Origin of the sequence: Legionella pneumophila subsp. fraseri (assembly GCF_000586315.1) — a bacterium.
Classification (GTDB): domain Bacteria; phylum Pseudomonadota; class Gammaproteobacteria; order Legionellales; family Legionellaceae; genus Legionella; species Legionella pneumophila_B.
On the sequence record NZ_KK074227.1, the window covers coordinates 115,849 to 133,610 of the forward strand.

Sequence of the window (17,762 nt, forward strand, 5' to 3'; positions counted from 1 at the left end):
AAAAATATGAGTCAATATACAAGGTTGTTTGAGTTTTTATGTGATCTGATTGATATCCAGATTAACAAATATCTTGAGCTCGCAAAACTTAAAGTAGGTGAAGATGCGATAATAAACGCCGCTCTCATATACGAAGAAGTGAATGAATTATTAGGATTCGCGGAGAAGTTATTAAAGGAAATAGAAGCCAATTCAAAATCTGACTCAATGGATATGACCATTTTTGATCATGTTTTTGAGCAAGTAAAATTTTATGTGGAACAAGAATATCTGAGATCCTATGCAGAATGGCTGCTTATTGAAAATAACTCTAAAGATACGGTCTACAATAGAACCAAAGAGCAATTACTCAGGCTTTCAGAAATTAAGAGTTTTAGTGATAAAGGTTTTTCACAGCCAAGCACTGAAATTCAACAGCAATGTCAACATGATAGCGTTCAGATAGTGTATTCCATTTTAAATTTGGCAAGAGAGGTAAGAAAAAATCCGGATATGGAGTTTGATGATAGCATCCCTCATAACAAGCTCAATGTATTAAGACGAAATGCAACGACAAGATATGTTGAATTCGGAAATGAAATAGACAAATTGCATCAGCATAGTGAAGCGTTTTTGCAACAGTCAGGCCTTGGGGTTTTCGACGCTGAATTAATCTATGAATCGGCACTCTCAAAGGCAAAAGACCATGATATTAAGTTAAATACCTTGCTTGGTCGTTATAAAGAAAATAAGGAAACTATTTCTGCTCCTCAGTCCCTCTCTTTGGACAACAAGGTGGATGAGGAAAATATTACGACAGAAAAAAAACCTTCAACTGAAGTGTCTGATAAAAAGAACTCCTTCTTTTCAACAAGCAATTTATTATTTTTCGGTGGTGTTGTTTTAGCCGCTGTTATTTTTATTCCCAGATTACTTACTCATCTCAAGGCCAATAAATTATGACACAGCATTATGATTAGCTGACATTTTGTTATTTTGATTGTAAAACCTTGGTTTTTGTGTCGGATTATCTGTATATTTTTTATATTGCCCCGTTACCAAGCTAAAAATCAAGGTTTGAAGCTCAAACGGACAACACCTTGATTTTTGGATAAGTGATCATGTCCTACAGCCTATAAATAAAAGTGCTAGAATCGATTGTTGTATGCTGCTTTTATTTAGCAATACACAACGATTACTGTTTGCTGCTCGCCCATATCTGTGTGATAATTTTGTTCTTGCACACATTATAATCTGGAATAAATTATGGAAGAGAATAAACAAAAAGCACTATCAGCAGCGCTTTCGCAAATTGAACGCCAATTTGGCAAAGGGTCTGTAATGCGCATGGGAGATAGCACGGTATCTCGGGATATCGAAGCAATCTCTACCGGTTCATTAGGTCTTGATATTGCCTTAGGGATAGGCGGTTTGCCAAAAGGCCGTATTGTTGAAATTTATGGCCCTGAGTCCTCAGGTAAAACCACACTCACTCTTCAAGTGATCGCTGAATGTCAAAAAATGGGCGGTACAGCAGCATTTATCGATGCGGAACACGCTCTGGATCCCAGCTATGCTCAGAAACTCGGTGTGAAGGTGGACGAGCTTCTGGTTTCTCAGCCAGATACAGGCGAGCAAGCTCTGGAAATTACTGATATGCTGGTGCGTTCAGCAGCAGTTGATGTAGTAATCATTGACTCGGTTGCTGCCTTGACTCCCAAAGCAGAAATTGAGGGAGAAATGGGCGATTCCCATGTTGGTTTACAAGCAAGGCTGATGTCGCAAGCTCTGCGTAAATTGACCGCTAATATTAAACGTTCAAACACACTGGTTATTTTTATTAACCAAATACGCATGAAAATTGGCGTGATGTTTGGTAGCCCTGAAACTACTACAGGGGGTAATGCTTTGAAGTTTTATGCTTCGGTTCGTTTGGATATTCGTCGTATTGGTTCAATTAAAAAGGGTGAAGAAATATTAGGTAGTGAAACCCGGGTTAAAGTAGTTAAAAATAAGGTAGCTCCACCGTTTAAAATGACAGAGTTTGATATTTTATATAACGAAGGTATATCTCGTGAGAGTGAAATTATTAATCTGGGTGTTCAATTGAATTTAATTGAGAAATCAGGCGCCTGGTACAGCTACAAACAGGAAAAAATCGGGCAGGGTAAAGAAAATGTCAGATTATATTTGAAAGAAAATCCCCAAGTCGCTGCAGAGCTTGAACAACAAATCCGTACCGAACTGTTGGAAAAAAAATTGTCTGTGTTGGCTAGTTCATCAGAAGATCTTTTTGAGACTATAGATGACTAAAGCATTCGATAGCGCCTTGCGCCTGTTAAGCAGGCGCGAGTATAGCGCTATGGAGTTATGTGATAAACTGAAACAAAAAGGATTTAATCTCAATGATGTTCAAAATGCTTTGAATGAATGCCAACGTCTTGGGTATCAGAGTGATGAACGTTATGTAGAAAGCTATATCAGAGTTCGAATTCATCAAGGCTATGGCCCTTTAAAGATCATGCAGGAACTAAAAAACAAGGGTGTAGACCCTGAACTCATTCAAAGTGTTCTACAGGAAGAAAGAGATAATTGGGTTGATTATGCTTTGCGGGCATGGGAGAAAAAATTTAAGAGACAGGATGATTTCTCTTATAGTGAAATGCAAAAACAGCAGCGCTTTTTGCTGTATCGAGGGTTTGATAGGGATGTTATTTCAAAGGTATTTAAAGAGGTTAAATCTTCTTACTTAATTTAACTGGTAAATATTAAAAAATGAAAAGTTCTGAAATTAGACAAGCATTCCTTAATTATTTTGTTCAACGCGGTCATCAATTAGTAGCTTCTAGTTCATTGATCCCTTCAAATGACCCCACTTTGCTATTTACCAATGCAGGTATGGTGCAATTCAAGGATCTTTTTTTAGGTCTTGAAACCCGTCCTTACCAGCGTGCTGTTACAGCGCAGCGCTGTGTGCGTGCGGGTGGTAAACATAACGATCTGGAAAATGTTGGCTATACGGCGAGACACCATACATTTTTTGAAATGTTGGGTAATTTTAGTTTTGGCGATTATTTTAAACGCGAAGCCATTCAATATGCTTGGGAATTTCTAACAGAAGTGTTACACATACCGACAGAACGGCTGTGGGTTACAGTTTATAAAGAAGATTCGGAAGCAGAGGATATTTGGCTAAAGGAAATGAAGGTATCTCCCGAGCGGTTTTCTCGATGCGGAGAAAAAGACAATTTCTGGTCAATGGGGGATACAGGTCCATGTGGTCCCTGTACGGAAATTTTTTATGATCATGGACCTGAAGTAGCGGGTGGTCCCCCAGGCAGCCCAGATGAAGACGGAGATCGTTATATAGAAATATGGAATTTAGTATTCATGCAGTTTAACAGGGATAGAGAGGGATGTTTGCACCCCTTGCCAAAGCCCTCAGTTGATACTGGCATGGGATTGGAGAGATTAGCTGCAGTTATTCAAGGTGTCCATAGTAATTATGAAATTGATAGTTTTCAGTATTTGATTAAAGCTATAGCACAATTGGGGTACGGTATCGATTTAAATCATACTTCCTTAAAAGTGATTGCAGATCATATTCGTTCCTGCTCTTTTTTGATAGTTGATGGGGTTTTGCCTAGTAATGAAGGCAGGGGATATGTATTAAGAAGAATTATCCGCAGAGCAGTCAGACATGGAAATAAATTAGGTTTGCCCAGCCCATTTTTTTCCAAACTTGTTCAGCCTTTAATTGACGTCATGGGGGATGCTTATCCCGAATTAATCAATTCAAAAGCGCATATAGAAAAGATCTTGCAACAAGAAGAAAATCAGTTCATCCGTACTTTGGAGCAAGGATTGCGTTTATTGCAAGATCATATTAAAAACTTGAAAGGTCAGGAGCTATCAGGAGAGGTAGCATTCAAGTTGTATGATACTTATGGTTTCCCTATCGATTTGACAGCAGACATCATTCGTGAACAAGGTTTGCATATTGATATGGAAGCCTTTAATCAATTGATGCAACAACAAAGAGAGCAGTCTCAGGCTGCCAGTCAGTTTACTACCGATTATCACGCCGTGTCTCAATTGGATCATCAGTCTGAATTTCATGGGTATGAAAAAGAATCCATGGATGGAAAGATTATTGGATTACTTCAAGAAGGTAAAGAAGTGAAATCCCTTAATAAGGGAGCAAAAGGCGCTGTAATTCTTGATCATACCCCATTTTATGCTGAAAGTGGTGGTCAGGTAGGAGATAAAGGTTTACTCATAGGAAAAGAATTTTCTTTTCAAGTGGATGATACACAAAAAGTAGGACAAGCCGTCGTACATTATGGAGAAGTAATCAAAGGCGAGCTGACTTTAGATTTATCGATTCATGCGCAAGTGGATAATATAAGACGTGATGCAATTCGATTGAATCATACTGCAACTCATTTGTTGCATGCTGCTTTAAAAAAAATTGTAGGACAACATGTTCAACAAAGAGGATCCTTGGTTGATGCTGAACGGGCACGTTTTGACTTTTCTCATTTTGAGCCATTGACTCCTCAACAAATCCTGCAAATTGAAGAGGTAGTTAATGCGCAGATTCGAGCTAATAATGAAGTAATAACTCAAGTAATGGACATTGAATCAGCCAAGCAAAGTGGTGCTGTTGCTTTATTCGGGGAAAAATACTCCGATGCGGTACGGGTATTATCCATGGGTGACTTTTCCAAGGAGCTTTGTGGAGGAACTCATGCACGACGGACTGGAGATATAGGTCTTTTCAAAATCGTAGCAGAATATGGCATTGCCAGTGGTATCAGGCGGATTGAGATGGTTACGGGTCGTTATGCATTGGCTTGGGTTAATGAACAATTAGGATTTATGAATAATCTGGCAGCTATCCTTAAAACAACACCTAATAATCTACAGGAAAAAGTTTCTCAATTATTGAATGATAATAAAAATCAAGAAAAAATGATTGCAAAACTTTTAAGTGAAAAAGCACAACAATCTGGAGCAGATATTCTGGGTGAGGTGGAGCAGATTAAGGGTATTAATTTATTGATTAAGCAGTTAGAAGGTATGGATAGCCAAACCATGCGCCATACTATGGATCAATTAAAATCAAGAATTGATTCAGGAGTGATAATATTATTTACTGTTGAACAGAATAAAATGAATGTCATTGCCGGAGTGAGTAAGAATATTATTGGTAAAGCACCAAGTGCTGCTCAATTAGTAAGGCATCTCTGCGGTAAAGGAGGTGGTCGAGATGACATGGCTCAAGGTGGAGGGGTTGTTCCTGAAGATTTGAACGGCAAGATCAAGGAAATAAAGGAAATGATTGAAAATTTTTAATATTTTTTAGATTACTCTTTGGGATTACTTAAAAGCAAATTATCTGGGGATTTGCTATAATATAAACATTGGTTCACTAATGAGCACTATTATGAATGACTTACTGAATTTAATCGCAGTGATAGTGGTTTTTGGTGTAGGCCTATGGTTAATTAATGTTTTTATACCTATGCCTGGGGCTATTAAAAGTCTGTTAAATGTTTTGGTGTTAATCATTTTAATCATTTATATTTTGCAATTTTTTGGGGTAATAAAAACAATATTACCAGTGATTAAAATTTTAAAGTGACTTTTTCCCCTCAAATTAATCAGGAGCGGCCTATTTTAATGGGCCGTTTTGTATTAGACAATCAAGATTTTATCCTGGAACATAAATTTCATCTCAAGTAAAAATTTGAGATGAAATTAATCCAAAAGACCTTAATGTGGCTTGAAAAACTCAGATTTGTATTTCATTAAGAAGAATTGATTTAATTTTGATCCCATGATATTTTGCACAAAATTTAATCGGAGAATTTGCTATGCCGCCACCATATAGTAGTCATGTGATTGTCAATGTATTTCGTAGTGTTGCCCAATTAGTATCACAAAACCCAGAGCTATTAAATAGACCAGGAGTATTTCGACTGGCTGGATCAAGAGAAGAATCTGAAAAGTTGCTTGAGCAAATCATTGATGAGAATTTTAGTGTACAGAATTTGGCGGATTATATCGTAGAAGATGGCCAGATAAATAATTTACATCTGAATAATGTTTTGGGAATGTTACCTTTAGTTCTTAAAGAAAGTGTATTGTTGAAAACCGGAGATCCATTGCTCAAGCATTTTACGACAGAATTAAAAAATCTATTGGGTTCTGACAAGAGTGATGTCGAAAATACTGATGTAATAGTACAGTTGCTGGATAATTTTATTGATTCTTTATTACTTTCAAAAATACTTGACCATCAACGGGTTGGAGAAATTCTTTATCATTATTGTTACTTAATGCATACGGCAGGAGGCTTTCATGAAACCAATCTAATGACATGGAAAAATCTTGCTATTATTATGGCTCCTCATTTCACTAACGAGTTTGGTTTATACCCTGCAGAAGATTTGTTGGGATTAATACAATTTACTAATCAGTTGAAACCCATCCTGGAATGTTTTATTGCGCATCCTGATAGCGGAGTTCCTTTTAAAGAAAGGCATGCTGACAAGTTAGAGCACTTGGCTAATACTCGACATAATATCATTGAAAAATTAACACATATGGGAAGTGAATCCAGAAGAATAGTTGTCGTTCCTATGAAAAGCTTGATGCTACAAGCATCTATGTTGAGATCTCAGATTGATGCTGTAGAAACTCAATTGAAGGACTCCTCTCTTAAAAAGAAGAATAAAAAGGAATTAAATAAACAGTTAGGGGAATTAACAGAAGAATTAGAAAAACTGAATATAGAAATTTCTGAATTAACAAGAAAAATTAAAAAAATGAATCATGGTCATGCGAAGATAAAAGAAGAAATTAGAGTAATATCGCGCTCTGAGGATGCTGTAAGTACTCATGCTACCCAACAATCAGGAGCATCATCAAGCAGTAGTAGCTCAGTTAGAGTTCAATTGGGAATTTTTGGTAACAATAGTGCTTCATCTGCTTATTTGATAGCAGAACAGGAAGAAGACGAAGTTACTGAAAATGATTACAGTGGTTTAGATAGTGCAAAGCTGACTTAAATCGGTAATTTTTAACGGGTATCTGTAGCCTGAGAGATTTCTTGAAACAGGGGTTGGGGTTCTGCAGATGCCTCGACAAGGCTATAAAGAGGTTTTCTAATTAGCAAGAGAAAAAGAACTTAATTCACTCGAGGTATTAACCCAATTGACCAAATTATCAATAAAAATACGGATCAATCGTTCATCTGTACGTTTCTTAAGAAAATGACAATAAAAATCAATGCTGGGAGCATAATCAGATAGTTCGAGTGGATTTAAATTAGGATTCAATAAGCGTTCATTAATCATGCTCCAGGCCATACCCTGTTCGACAAGAGCAATGTTATTATAAATTATATTGGCTTCAGCTCTTATTTTGAGTGTCAACTTTTGTTTTTCGGCTTCTTTATCAATAATTCGGCGTATTATAAAGTTTTTTTCCATAAGTACGGCATCAAATTCAACTAATTCAGTAAAGGATAGCTTTTCTTTAATTTGTGCCAGAGGATGTGATATTCCGACAACAGGAATAAGTTTTTCTCTCCATAAAGGTACAGATTTAATTTCAGCAGAATTATTCATGAACGGGGAGATAATCAGATCATAAGTCCCTTCACTTAAACCAAGAGCTACATCTTTGTCAGCAATCAGTTTCGTGTTAATAAAATAGTTCAAGTCCAAGGAGTTCATATGGATAATCAGAGGAGGAATAATGGTCTGAGCAATGTATACTGTGGTACCAATATTAAGCAGTAATTGAGGCTTTTTTTTATCTTTACCGGTATTGTTAATTAACTCATCGCTCAGATAAACCATCTGTCGAACATAAGGCAATAATTGTTTTCCTTTTTCAGTGAGCTCAGTTCTTAATCCTGAAGAAATAAAAAGTTGAGTATTCCACTCTGATTCAAGTTTTTTAATTCTTTTACTTAAAGCAGGTTGAGTAATATGCAATTTTTTTGCAGCTAAAGAGATAGAGTGGAGCTCCACGACTGCAAGAAAAGATTGCAAATCAGCAATATTCATTATTTTAATACCAATCCTGATATGGCTTAAATTAATACTAGGATAGTTTTTATCATTCTACAAAAGCCTATAACTGAGGTTATAACTGATAAAAACGAATTGTTGCGATAATATTACTTATATTTTTCCTATTCTTTTATAAATGAAAAAAGGGAGCTTTGTAATAATACCCATGATTACTTTCCAGAAAGAAGGATAGTAAAAAAATCTTTTTTTATGATTTATTTTTTCCCAGCATGCCTTTGCACATTCATGAGGTTGTGCCGCGTAAAAAATTCCTGATAGTCCATAAGTTTGTCTTGTATCAATGTATCCAAGACGAGCGATTAAGATATTCTGGCGTGGAGTTGCTTTTTGTTGCAAACCTTCGAGAAATAGTTCAATTGCTGCTTTACTGGCGCCATAAAGACTATTTTTGGCGCGGCCGCGGCAGGCAGCAACAGAACTTAAATAAACGATATGATGTCTTTCTTGTGTCGATTGTAAATAGGTATTAATCAAGATCGCCGTAGATGAGATATTGGTATCAATTAAATGTTTAATCGATTGAGGATTCAAATGGCTATTATCGGTGAAATCACAATGCGCAATAAATAAATCTAATTCTCTTTCTCCGGTTTCTAAAATGGTAAGCAATTGCTCATTAGGCTCGGATAAATTCATGGCGATCGCGTCACAAGGGATTTTATATCGCAATTGAATATCTTTTGAGATTAAGGCTAGTTGTTCGGAATTACGTGCAACCAAACATAAATGGTTACCAGCTAGCGCAGCAAGATGTGCGAATTGTTCGGCAATAACTGAAGTAGCTCCTAAAATAACCCATTTTCTCTGCATCATTTTATGATTCCTAAACGAATTGCAAGATCTGAACGCATGGGGCATCGATATTTTGTAAGTATTTGAGCAAATTTCGATTGATTTTCGTACATTGTAAAGTATTGTTCTGGGCTTAGTAATAAATCCTTAGCCAAATAAATACATCCATCATTTTCTACCATGAATTGATTCATCGCGCTTATCGCTTTTTTGGCCTGGGGATTATTAATAAAATCAATAGCCAGAGTAAATCCAGGTCGACAAAAGGAAAGCAAACCTAATCCAGGTTGTGTAAATAATTTGAGGACAGTGAGGGTTGGAGTAGCATTATGAGCCCTAATAATCTCTGCCAGGCGATTAATAGTTTGTATGGCCTTATCTTGATCAAATACGGCTTGAAACTGGATGAGGCCTCTGGGTCCGTAAAGTCGGTTCCAATGTGATATTTTATCCAGAGGGTTGTTGTATTGGGTGAGACTCATTATTTCATTTTCTTTTTGTCTTAAGTAAAAATATTGATTAAATAATTTTATGTTCCATTTTTTGATAAGTCCAAATGGTAATTTAGGCAGGCTATAACTTTTAAATTTTTTATCAGGACAGGTTGGGGATTCACAATAATTTGCTGTTGATAAAATGGATCGGGGTTCTGAGTATAACAAGTCTAACCAGGCTACTTGATAATCTTGTTGCAGACCATAAACCGTCATTTCTGCAATTAATTCTTGGATAGATGCAAATGGCTTATTTTTTATTGCCAGTTGGCGTGGTGCTTTTTTAAGGCGAATAGCGACTTGCGTAATAATGCCTGTTAAACCTAAACCTGCTATAGTTGCGAAAAATAAATCACTATTTTTTTCCCGGCTACAATGCATGATTTGATCACCTATCAATAAATCAAACCAGGAAATATGATGGCCAAAACTCCCTGCAGAATGGTTATTTTTACCATGAACATCATGGGCTATTCCACCTGCTACGGTGGCAAATGCTGTGCCTGGGAGAACAGGGGGAATGAATTCATCATGAAGTAAAAACAGATCCTTAAATGGTGTTCCACCCTGACATACCACAATGCCAGTTTCGACATCAAAATCGATGAAATGATTCAAGCGACTAGTATCAATTACCAGACCATCTTGATTTAGACAGCTATCGCTATAACTCAATCCCACCCCTCTTGTTAGCATGTTTTTAGGCCGATTTTGGGCAATATAGTGAATAAGTTCTTTCTCTGTATCAGGTCTTATGCAATAGGATTCACTATATATTGCGTGGGTAAAATTAGTTAATATGATTTTTTTGCTGCGCATATCAGAATTTTTTTTAAAATAGATAGTTGAGTGTCGCATGATTTTTTTATTATGGAAACAGGATCAAAGGTTATACGCTGTCTATAATTAAATCAAATCTCATTTGAAGGTATTCTAATGAACAAAATATTCAATCTTGTCAGCGTAACCTGTTTTTTCTTCTTTTCCTTGATAGCATTTGCAGCAGATATTCCTAACCTGGATGAAGGCACGGATAAATTAAATATGGAAGAATGTGTTGGGGAGAATTATCAGCAATGTCTGGATGATGTTTGTTTAACCTCTGAAGAAATAGATTGTAATTCCAATTGCCAAAGTTTAGCTGAAGATAAATGCGAACAACAAGCAGCAGATTAAGTGTACCCTCAAGAAATATTTTAAAGCTTAAAGTATAAGGATTATGAGCATAATGGTCCCATGTTCTTTTATCAGGATAAACTCTATAAAGGCAAAGTAATCAATAAAGTCTTGAGGTTTTTTATGTCAATACTTTGACAGAGTCACATTGAATGAGTTAATCAAAGTCGTATTATTAGATTATCTATTTGATTTATCAAAATATTTTTTGAATGGCATAGGCTTTGCATAAACATAATTATTCTTTGATTGTTATTCATTTAGGAATTTGATTTTAAACTAATCAACACTTCAACTTTAAAAAAGATTGAAAACCTGGTTGAGATGCAAATGGATTGCTTATGACTGAGAAAGATGTGTTATCACAAGAAGAGATCGATGCATTACTGGATTCAGTGGATGAGTCAATTGATGATGAAACGAGTAATGAAGCGGTGAACTCAACAGAGCAGCCAGCTCGTAAGAAATCAGAAGATACTGCTAACCAGGAAGTAAGTTCCTCATTTGATTCTGACAAAAAAACGGCAGAAGATAGTGTCAAAACACTTAATTTTACTGGACAAGAACGTATTGTTAAAGGACAGCTTCCGGTATTAGACAAGATCTATGATAGGGCAGTTCGTCTGTTTGCAGCAGATATTTATCATTTAACGGCTAGAGATTTTGAAATTAAACAGGATCCTCTACTTATTACAAAGCATAAGGAGTTTATGCAGAGTTTACCTAACCCTAGCCTGATAAGTATCTATAAATTCAAGCCTCTTCGTGGTAAAGGAATTATTCTGTTTGATAGTACCTTTGTGTATGACTTGGTCGATTATTATTTTGGCGGAAATAGCCAGTTTGGTGCACAAAAGGATAAAACGGATTTTACTGCTACTGAGCTTCGTGTTATGGAAGTCGTAACTAAAAAGCTGGTAGCTAATTTAATGCATGCCTGGGAACCCATAATTCAACTGGATGTAACAAAATTCAATGACGAAACAAATCCCCAATTAGTGAATATTGCCGAGCCAGAAGAAATGTTGCTTGTGGCACGGTTCATATTAAATTTTGGTAAGGAAACGGGAGCCTTTTACTTCATATTACCTTACTCTATGCTTGAGCCAATCAAGCAACAATTGGAGTTGGGGGCATCAAGACCAGATGATGAAATCGATCCTAATTGGATTAATTCTCTGAAAGAAGAGCTTATGGACGTTGAATTGACGGTAAGTGCTTCAATGGCTGAAACCGTGAGTACTTTAGGGCAAGTAATGTCCTGGAAAGTAGGAGATTTCGTACCTTTGGAAATGAATGACGAAGTGACCTTGGACATAGAGGGAACACCAAGCTTTACTGCGACCTTAGGTAGTGCAAATGAAAAACGAGCTTTGAAAATAATTAAAACAATACGTTATTAGGGGACAAGGATGACTCAAGTGAACGAAACCACTATGGAGCAATTAAATCAAGGGAATCCACTGAATCCAGATCCTGGCAGTGAAAAATTGGAATTAATTTTAGATATCCCTGTTTCAGTGACAGTAGAAATCGGTCGGACCAAAATGACTATTCGTAATTTACTTCAATTAAATCAGGGAGGCATCGTAGCACTTGATCGCTTAGCTGGAGATCCCCTTGATGTGCTGGTCAATGGTACTTTAGTCGCCCATGGTGAAGTCGTAGTGGTTAACGATAAATTTGGTGTCAGATTAACTGATATTGTTAGCAAGGCTGAACGAATAAAACGTCTCAAATGAAAAATAAAGTACTCTATTTGACATTTTTGAGCCTTTCTCTAATTAGTACGGTCGCTTGGTCATCTTCTTTAAGCCCAAACGCGATCAGCCATGGCGAACTGATACGAATCATTTCAGGGCTCCTGTTTGTTTTATTCATTATTATTTTTTTATCTTGGATAGTGAAACGTATGCATAAAGTAAGTATTACTTCATCTAAAGGCTTTCAAACTATAGCAAGCATAGTGTTAGGTCCAAAGGAAAGAGTTGTATTGCTGAAAACTGGGGACAGGTATTTATTAGTAGGCGTAAGTTCCTATTCTATTAATCTCTTATGTGATTTTGGTAATCAACTTCCTGAGGGGTTTGATGCTGATCATAAATCGTCTTTTACCGATGTGCTGAAATCAGCGATAGGAAAATCATAAATGAAAAGTAAAAGTTGGTTACTGATTCTTATAGTATTTTTCTTATTACCTATTACAGGTCATGCAGATCCTTTATCCTTTCCTGTTGTCACAATGCAGCCTGGAGTTAATGGTTCGCAATCTTATAGTATCAATCTGCAAATTTTAATTTTTATGACTTTATTGACTGTTTTGCCAGGGTTACTGATGGCGATGACATCATTTACAAGGATAATTATTGTCTTGTCAATTTTACGACAGGCAATAGGGATGGCTCAGACGCCTACCAATCAAATATTAATAGGCATTGCTTTGTTTATGACTTATTTTGTTATGTCACCAGTATTCAATAAAATCAATGAAACGGCACTACAACCCTATATGGATGAAAGGATTGATTTTTCTCTGGCATTATCCAATGCGCAAAAGCCGCTTCGCCAGTTTATGCTAAATCAAACGAGAAAAAATGATTTGTCTTTATTTGAAAAATTTGCTCACAATGTACCAAAAACTGTAGATGAAATTCCTATGAGTGTTCTCATCCCCGCTTTCATCACTAGCGAGTTAAAAACCGCATTTCAGATAGGATTTATATTATTTTTACCCTTTTTAATTATTGATCTTGTTGTATCCAGCGTTTTGATGGCTATGGGTATGATGATGCTTTCACCCTTGATTATTTCCTTGCCTTTTAAAATCATGTTGTTTGTGATGGTCGATGGATGGACCTTGGTTTTGGGTTCACTTGCGTCAAGTTTTGCCATTGCCTAGGAGGCTATATGACCCCAGAATCGGTTGTTTCGTTGTTTAGCGACAGTGTTTATATCATTTTGTTATTACTGGCAGTGTTGATATTACCAGGATTGATTGTTGGACTAATCATATCGATGTTTCAGGCTGCGACTCAAATCAATGAGACCAGTTTAAGTTTTATACCTAAATTATTTGTTACTTTTTTGGCTCTAATATTAGCAGGGCCTTGGTTATTAAAAACATTGATAAATTATACAGATACTCTGATAAGCAATATTCCTTATTTGATTGGATAGACAAATGAATCTCGATTATCAAACTATGATTCGCTTAATGAGTCAATTTATTTGGCCCATGGTGCGTATTGGCGGTTTGATGCTTACAGTGCCAGTTTTATCTTCAGCACTGTTACCGGCACGAATTAAAATACTCTTTGTTTTTACTCTAAGCTGTGTGTGTTTTGCCTATGTGCCTCACGACTTGTCTTTCGATAATTTTAATGGTCTTTATCTTGTCTATCTCGTACAGGAATTATTATTGGGCTTGCTAATGGGATTTGTTTTACAAATAGTATTTCAAGTATTCATTCTTGGGGGGCAAATTATATCCATGCAGGCTGGTTTGGGATTTGCTGTGATGGTTGATCCAACCAGCAACGCCAGTGTTCCTTTAGTCAGTCAATTCTATTTAATGATGACCACATTAATATTTTTAACATTGAATGGTCATTTAGCTGTTCTCAAAACTCTAATAGAGAGCTTCAAAGTAATGCCAATCGGTAAATCTTATCTGGATCCATCGATTATCTGGAGCCTGATTATGTTTTCAGGGTGGATGTTTAAAGAAGCGGTATTGATTTCAATCCCAGCGATTTTATCTTTGCTTATTGTAAGTTTGTCTTTTGGAATCATGACGCGAGTTGCTCCGCAATTAAATCTTTTTTCTTTAGGTTTTCCAATTACATTATTGATGGGTTTTGTCATCATAAAAATAGGTTTGCCTACTGTCGGGACAGAAATGGTAGAGAGCATTAAGCATGGAATTCAGTTTATAACAGGAATATTGCGCTGATGGCTGATGAAGAACAATCACAAGAAAAAACGGAACAACCCTCTTCCAGGCGATTAAAGGAATCACGAAAAAAAGGGCAGGTTGCACGTTCCAAGGATTTTAATGCAACGGTCATTTTATTATTTACAGGACTTGGTTTCTTTATTTTTGGTAAGCAATTATCACTGCAAATGGCCACTATAATGCAACGGGCGTTTGATTTCGATCAAGAAATTCTTGTTACCGGGAATAATTCGTTGAACAGTTTGTTTCAGTTAGCAAAAGCCGGGATTTGGTCGGTTGTTCCTCTGTTGGTTGTTATTTTTATTTTATCTTTGTTAGCGCCATTGCTTATGGGGGGATGGGTTTTTAGCGGGCAGTCCATACAGCCAAAATTTTCCCGTTTAAATGTACTTAAAGGGTTTAAGCGCATGATTTCTCTCAAAGGATTTGTTGAGATGCTTAAGGCTTTTTTAAAATTTGTTTTGGTAGCAAGCGCATCCATTATAGTGCTTAGATCGCAAGTTCCTTTGTTGCTTGAACTGGGTAAAGCACCATTAGAAACTGCGATCACTAGTGGTGTAATGATTCTTTTAAAATCTTTTGTATTGATTTCCGCAAGTTTGATATTAATTACGGCAATAGATGTTCCATTCCAATTATATGAACACAGTAAATCCATTAAGATGACCAAGCAGGAATTAAAAGATGAATACAAAGAGACAGAAGGAAAACCCGAGGTAAAAAGCGCTATACGTCGTGCACAGCAGGAGATTGCAAGGCGACGAATGATGAGCGAAGTGCCGAAAGCCGACGTCATATTGACTAATCCTACGCATTATGCAGTCGCTCTTAGTTACCAAAAGAAAGGAAGAAAGGCTCCAGTGGTGATTGCCAAAGGCAAAAACCTGATTGCTTTTCAGATATCCAAAGTTGCTAAAGAGCATAAGATCCCCATCATTTCAATTCCCTCATTGGCTCGAGCTATTTATTTTTCAACCAGACTGAATGCAGAAATTCCTAGAGGATTATATGTTGCTGTGGCTCAAGTGTTAGCCTACATTTTTCAGCTACGTGACAAGCAACGATATGATTATAAACCTGAAATTTTACAAAATGTACCTATTCCACCTGAATTGGCTCGCGAAGCAGAGGAGGATATTGAATGAATAATGTGATTAATTATATAGAATATTGGATGCGCCAAGGGTTTGGTACTCCATTAATACTGATTGTCATGATAAGCATGATGATGTTGCCTCTACCTCCTTTCCTCTTGGATATATTTTTTACTTTTAATATCGCTCTTTCTTTGGTTGTTTTATTGGCAGTTATTTATAGTGAAAGACCCTTGGATTTTGCCGTGTTTCCCACCGTGATACTCGTGGCAACTTTGTTAAGATTGGCTCTCAATGTAGCTTCTACACGAGTAGTCTTACTCAATGGTCATAATGGCACTGATGCCGCCGGTCAGGTCATAAAATCTTTTGGTGAAGTGGTGATTGGAGGTAATTACACGGTAGGTATAGTGGTATTTATTATCCTTGTTGTTATTAACTTTGTTGTAGTGACTAAAGGTGCTGGCCGTGTGTCTGAGGTAAGTGCGCGATTTACTTTAGATGCTTTACCTGGAAAGCAAATGGCGATAGATGCCGATCTCAATGCGGGTCTAATCAATCAGGAGCAGGCAATCAAGCGTCGAACAGAAGTAGCTCAGGAAGCGGATTTTTACGGTTCAATGGATGGTGCCAGTAAATTCGTCCGCGGTGATGCCATAGCAGGAATTTTGGTTTTAATCATTAACATCGTTGGTGGATTAATAATAGGCATATTTCAATACAATATGAATTTTAATGACGCTGTCCATAATTATATTTTATTGACAGTTGGAGATGGTTTGGTCGCTCAGGTTCCTTCACTCTTGTTGTCTACTGCAGCAGCAATCATTGTGACCAGAGTTTCAAGTGCCCAAAATATGGGGCAGGCCGTAATCTCTCAAGTGTTTGCAAAACCAAGGTCACTTGTCATTGCAGCAGCCATTATTGGTCTAATAGGAATAATTCCTGGTATGCCGCATATTGCATTTATTTTATTGTCGGCCGGATTAGCCGGGATTGCCTATTTGTTTATCAAGCGGGAAAAGGTTAAGCGTGAGAAGCAGGATAAAGAGCAAAATGAGTTCTCACAAGTTAGTGACTCTAAAGTGAGTGAATTATCATGGGATGATGTTAATCCTGTGGATGTCATTGGTTTGGAAGTAGGTTACCGATTGATCCCCATGGTTGATAATGCCCAGGGAGGAATTTTACTTTCGCGAATTAAAGGTGTTCGAAAGAAAATATCGCAAGAGTTGGGGTTCTTAATTCCATCTGTCCATGTTCGCGATAACTTGGATTTAAAGCCTAATCACTACAGATTGAGTTTGGCAGGAGTGGTTATGGGTGAATCCATGATTCATCCCGATAAATGGTTAGCAATAAATCCCGGACAGGTATTTGGTGATTTAGAGGGAATTCCAACAAGAGATCCTGCTTTTGGAATGGATGCTGTATGGATTAGTGAAAGCCAAAAGGAACAAGCGCACACTTTAGGCTATACAGTAGTGGATGCATCAACTGTAGTTGCTACTCATTTGAGCATGATCTTGGAACAAAACAGTCAGCAATTACTTGGCTATGAGGAGACACAGCAACTATTGGATAAATTGGCTCTAAGTTCCCCTAAACTGGTTAAAGAGCTTGTACCGGATGGGCTTTCTTTAGGTATGGTTAGCAAAGTATTGCAGGGATTATTATCAGAACATATTCCATTAACAGACATACGAACTATAGTCGAAACTTTGGCGGAATATGCGTCAAAATCTAAAGACACTGAATATTTGATCAGTCAAGTGAGGATTGCCTTATCACGATTGATAACTCAGAAAATCAGTGGTTTAAATGAAGAGTTGCCTATTATCACCTTAAAACCAGAGTTGGAACAATTGTTGCACAATACCATACAAAGCAGTGGACATGGCGGAATTAGCTTTGAACCTGGAATGGCGGATAAAATTCAACAGGCACTGGTTCAGTTTGCTGCGCAACAGCAGGCAAAACAAGAAAGTTCGGTTTTAGTAGTTCAACCAAGCATACGAACCGTTTTGGCACGATTTGTGCGTACAATATCCAATGACTTTCATGTTTTGTCTTATCAGGAAATACCTGATAACAAACAAATAAGAATAATAGGAACTGTAGGTTAGTTTCAAAAGTTGCACAACTGTGTTGAAGGCAGGAGGCA

The 17,762-nt window shown here is 37.0% G+C and carries 18 protein-coding genes; 15 read left to right on the top strand and 3 right to left on the bottom strand.

Annotated features, from left to right (window positions below; all coding sequences use genetic code 11):
- The first annotated feature begins 6 nt into the window (after window positions 1-6).
- From CC34_RS0114070 to CC34_RS0114095, 6 genes are all read left to right on the top strand, one after another.
- Window positions 7-942, top strand: a complete 936-nt coding sequence (locus CC34_RS0114070; protein ID WP_028378089.1) for a hypothetical protein — start codon at window positions 7-9, stop codon at window positions 940-942.
- A 303-nt stretch (window positions 943-1,245) separates the two neighbouring features.
- Window positions 1,246-2,292 carry a recombinase RecA gene (gene recA / locus CC34_RS0114075; protein WP_010947527.1) on the top strand — a complete coding sequence of 349 codons (1,047 nt, stop codon included), beginning with the start codon at window positions 1,246-1,248 and terminating at the stop codon, window positions 2,290-2,292.
- Complete coding sequence (gene recX / locus CC34_RS0114080; protein ID WP_028378090.1) at window positions 2,285-2,737, top strand: recombination regulator RecX; 453 nt, start codon at window positions 2,285-2,287, stop codon at window positions 2,735-2,737. The genes recA and recX overlap by 8 nt, the downstream gene beginning before the upstream one ends.
- Before the next feature lie 17 nt (window positions 2,738-2,754).
- Complete coding sequence (gene alaS, locus CC34_RS0114085; RefSeq protein ID WP_028379634.1) at window positions 2,755-5,337, top strand: alanine--tRNA ligase; 2,583 nt, start codon at window positions 2,755-2,757, stop codon at window positions 5,335-5,337.
- A gap of 91 nt (window positions 5,338-5,428) precedes the next feature.
- Window positions 5,429-5,626 (top strand): Thivi_2564 family membrane protein, encoded by a 198-nt coding sequence (locus tag CC34_RS0114090; protein WP_032831911.1) that lies wholly within the window; start codon window positions 5,429-5,431, stop codon window positions 5,624-5,626.
- A 232-nt stretch (window positions 5,627-5,858) separates the two neighbouring features.
- Window positions 5,859-7,055: a Rho GTPase-activating protein gene (locus tag CC34_RS0114095; protein WP_028378093.1), complete on the top strand. Its 1,197-nt coding sequence runs from the start codon at window positions 5,859-5,861 to the stop codon at window positions 7,053-7,055.
- A 96-nt stretch (window positions 7,056-7,151) separates the two neighbouring features.
- On the opposite strand, the gene CC34_RS0114100 is transcribed toward CC34_RS0114095, so the two are convergent.
- The 3 genes from CC34_RS0114100 to CC34_RS0114110 all read right to left on the bottom strand — a co-directional run bounded on the left by CC34_RS0114100 (window position 7,152) and on the right by CC34_RS0114110 (window position 10,192).
- Entirely contained in the window at window positions 7,152-8,060 is a 909-nt protein-coding gene (locus tag CC34_RS0114100; protein WP_028378094.1) for a LysR family transcriptional regulator, read from the bottom strand.
- 117 nt (window positions 8,061-8,177) lie between these two features.
- On the bottom strand, window positions 8,178-8,900 hold the full coding sequence (locus tag CC34_RS0114105; RefSeq protein WP_028378095.1) for an SDR family NAD(P)-dependent oxidoreductase: 723 nt from the start codon (window positions 8,898-8,900) through the stop codon (window positions 8,178-8,180).
- On the bottom strand, window positions 8,897-10,192 hold the full coding sequence (locus tag CC34_RS0114110) for an FAD-binding oxidoreductase (protein ID WP_028378096.1): 1,296 nt from the start codon (window positions 10,190-10,192) through the stop codon (window positions 8,897-8,899). Before CC34_RS0114110 ends, CC34_RS0114105 begins: the two co-directional genes overlap by 4 nt.
- 117 nt (window positions 10,193-10,309) lie before the next feature.
- Between CC34_RS0114110 and CC34_RS0114115 the strand changes: the two genes are divergently transcribed.
- The 9 genes from CC34_RS0114115 (at window position 10,310) to flhA (ending at window position 17,724) form a co-directional block, all read left to right on the top strand.
- Entirely contained in the window at window positions 10,310-10,549 is a 240-nt protein-coding gene (locus CC34_RS0114115; protein ID WP_027227841.1) for a hypothetical protein, read from the top strand.
- 341 nt (window positions 10,550-10,890) lie between these two features.
- Entirely contained in the window at window positions 10,891-11,952 is a 1,062-nt protein-coding gene (gene fliM / locus CC34_RS0114120; RefSeq protein ID WP_027227842.1) for a flagellar motor switch protein FliM, read from the top strand.
- Between the two features lie 9 nt (window positions 11,953-11,961).
- Window positions 11,962-12,291 (top strand): flagellar motor switch protein FliN, encoded by a 330-nt coding sequence (fliN, locus tag CC34_RS0114125; RefSeq protein ID WP_027227843.1) that lies wholly within the window; start codon window positions 11,962-11,964, stop codon window positions 12,289-12,291.
- Complete coding sequence (gene fliO / locus CC34_RS1000000117730) at window positions 12,288-12,698, top strand: flagellar biosynthetic protein FliO (protein WP_027227844.1); 411 nt, start codon at window positions 12,288-12,290, stop codon at window positions 12,696-12,698. The genes fliN and fliO overlap by 4 nt, the downstream gene beginning before the upstream one ends.
- Window positions 12,699-13,448: a flagellar type III secretion system pore protein FliP gene (gene fliP / locus CC34_RS0114135; RefSeq protein ID WP_027227845.1), complete on the top strand. Its 750-nt coding sequence runs from the start codon at window positions 12,699-12,701 to the stop codon at window positions 13,446-13,448.
- An 8-nt stretch (window positions 13,449-13,456) separates the two neighbouring features.
- Window positions 13,457-13,726: a flagellar biosynthesis protein FliQ gene (gene fliQ / locus CC34_RS0114140; RefSeq protein ID WP_027227846.1), complete on the top strand. Its 270-nt coding sequence runs from the start codon at window positions 13,457-13,459 to the stop codon at window positions 13,724-13,726.
- A 4-nt stretch (window positions 13,727-13,730) separates the two neighbouring features.
- Window positions 13,731-14,501 (top strand): flagellar biosynthetic protein FliR, encoded by a 771-nt coding sequence (gene fliR, locus CC34_RS0114145; protein WP_027227847.1) that lies wholly within the window; start codon window positions 13,731-13,733, stop codon window positions 14,499-14,501.
- Window positions 14,501-15,649, top strand: a complete 1,149-nt coding sequence (gene flhB, locus CC34_RS0114150) for a flagellar biosynthesis protein FlhB (RefSeq protein ID WP_028379635.1) — start codon at window positions 14,501-14,503, stop codon at window positions 15,647-15,649. The genes fliR and flhB overlap by 1 nt, the downstream gene beginning before the upstream one ends.
- The gene (gene flhA, locus CC34_RS0114155) at window positions 15,646-17,724 is read left to right on the top strand and encodes a flagellar biosynthesis protein FlhA (protein WP_027227849.1); all 2,079 of its coding nucleotides are present in this window, start codon (window positions 15,646-15,648) and stop codon (window positions 17,722-17,724) included. Before flhB ends, flhA begins: the two co-directional genes overlap by 4 nt.
- Window positions 17,725-17,762: the final 38 nt, after the last annotated feature.